We start from the raw sequence: 2119 nt of genomic DNA on the forward strand, positions 1-2119 counted from the left end.
ATGATCCTTATTTTTATTTAGCGATAAACTATGTATCATAAACCAATTCGTTGGTCGATAACTGCTCTCAAAAATGACTACAAAATTTGGTGGAAGTGTTCAGTAGATTTGAACCATCCCTTAAATCGCTCAACGCGTAAATTAAGCCTAACTGACGTAGGCAATCTAGTATATGACTACAGTAAAGCAATGGTAAACCAAGCAAATTTTGCTCAGGAAGTAGCACTTCAAGCTCAAGCTAAGCCTAAGGGGAAAATTTATGTAACTTGTCCAACACTTTTTTCTCAATCAGCCTTTAATCAAATTATTATTGATTTTATGCGCTTGTACCCAGAGGTTCGGATTAATCTTTATGCCAGTGACCGGAAAGTGGATATAATTGAGGAGGGTTTTGATGTCGCTTTGCGTTTTCAAGTTCATGAATTAAATGATTCCAATTTGATAATAAGAAAACTAGGTGAAAGTCAGCATTGTCTCGTAGCGGCACCTGAGTATCTAAATGGATTTTCCCCAATCACATCACCCAACGAGCTGCCTAATTATACTTGGCTTGGAAAAACCAAAAGTGATGGTACCTGTCAATTACAATTAACAAATCCTACCGGTGAGATAATAAATATTCCTTTAATTTCGCGTTTGGAAAGCAATGAGTGGACTATTTTAAAACAGGCATCTTTATCTAATATGGGAATCACTCTGCTACCCTTAGAATACTGTCAGCAAGAACTAGCACAAGGGCAATTGGTCCGTCTTCTGCCTGATTGGTCTTTAGCAACTGCATGCTTGTATTTGATTTATTCATCCAAGCGTGGCTTAACCCCTGCAGTACGTCATTTTATAGATTATTTAGGAAATGCAACTCAGAGAGGTTGCGCTTCTCTTGAAAATCTAGTTAATTAATTTGTACTAACTTAAGTCTAGGGATGATCAGGTTATGCCGCCTATGAATCAAAGCACCATGGATGCTGAAGTACTAAAAGCTGAAAAGTTAAGGACAACCATTCTTTGCATTATTTTTTGCTTAATGTCGTTGCTATGCGCCTTATTTATTTTATTTTTTCCCAATAGCTTCTCTATTAGCAAAGTGTCGACTATCTATTTACCTCCTTATTTGATGGGAGTGGGCTTATATTTTTTATTGGTTCGCAGGGTTATTTGTCGTTATATAGCCAAGAAAAAAGGGATGCCAATTGTTTTAAGATATTTTAATACTTTTGTTGAAATCAGTATCCCTTCAATCGGTATGATTTTAGCGACCTTAGTCCAACCGCCTGTTTATGTTCTTTTAATGCCCTCGGTTTTAGTTTATTACATTTTCATTACTCTTTCTTCACTAACCTTAAATGAATGGCTATGCCGTTTTTCCGGATTAGTTGCAGCTGCTGAATATGGTGCTCTTTCTTATTTCATATTGAATTATACTTATATTGAAAACATTGATAATTTCTTAACAGCAGGTTTTTCCTATGTATCACGGGTAATTTGTTTATTTATTGGCGGTATTGTTACCGGATTTGTAACTAACCAAATTAAACAACATCTTTTTTCAGTTTTTGAAGCTCAAAAAGAACGAGATAGAATTGAAGATATTTTTGGAAAACATGTTTCTCCAGAAGTGGTCACTAAATTATTATCAAAGAATTCAAATTTAACCGAGTACCTACCTGTTTGTATTATGTTTTTAGATATTAGAAATTTCACTCATTTTGCGGAGGAAAATAAACCCGAAGTTGTAGTAAATTACCTTAATAATCTTTTTGATCACATGATAAAAATTATTCATCACAATAAAGGGATAATTAATAAATTTTTAGGTGATGGTTTTATGGCCGTATTTGGAGCACCGCTTTCTAATGGAAATGACGTTGCTAATGCGGTAAAAGCTGCAATGGCTATTATCCATCATGCTGAGCAAGAAATAAAAAAGGGCGCTTTACCTGATTTGAAATTAGGTATTGGCTTACATTTTGGAAAAGCACTAACGACCACGATAGGGACAATTAGCTAGGTCCGGGGATCTGGAACAAAATTCAGGAAAAATAAGAGCTATTCCCGGTTTGTTAGTTCATTCACCTTACTCTCAGAATGGCTTATCCACAAGTCCATAGGCCAGGAGAGC

Annotated in this window: 2 protein-coding genes; both read left to right on the plus strand. The window is 35.5% G+C overall.

The features are described 5' to 3' along the window. Nucleotides 1–30: 30 nt before the first annotated feature. Nucleotides 31–900, plus strand: coding sequence for a LysR substrate-binding domain-containing protein (locus ELY15_RS15315; protein ID WP_127101560.1), 870 nt, complete (start codon nucleotides 31–33; stop codon nucleotides 898–900). 34 nt (nucleotides 901–934) lie between these two features. Beyond that, nucleotides 935–2008, plus strand: a complete 1074-nt coding sequence (locus ELY15_RS15320) for an adenylate/guanylate cyclase domain-containing protein (protein ID WP_233586850.1) — start codon at nucleotides 935–937, stop codon at nucleotides 2006–2008. Nucleotides 2009–2119: the final 111 nt, after the last annotated feature.

The sequence above is a fragment of the Legionella sp. km772 genome (assembly GCF_003989735.1).
Lineage (GTDB): Bacteria > Pseudomonadota > Gammaproteobacteria > Legionellales > Legionellaceae > Legionella.

Bases quoted from the DNA above. Each gene is read 5' to 3' on its own strand.
- ELY15_RS15315 (WP_127101560.1), top strand. From the start codon at position 31: ATGTATCATAAACCAATTCGTTGGTCGATAACTGCTCTCAAAAATGAC.
- ELY15_RS15320 (WP_233586850.1), top strand. From the start codon at position 935: ATGCCGCCTATGAATCAAAGCACCATGGATGCTGAAGTACTAAAAGCT.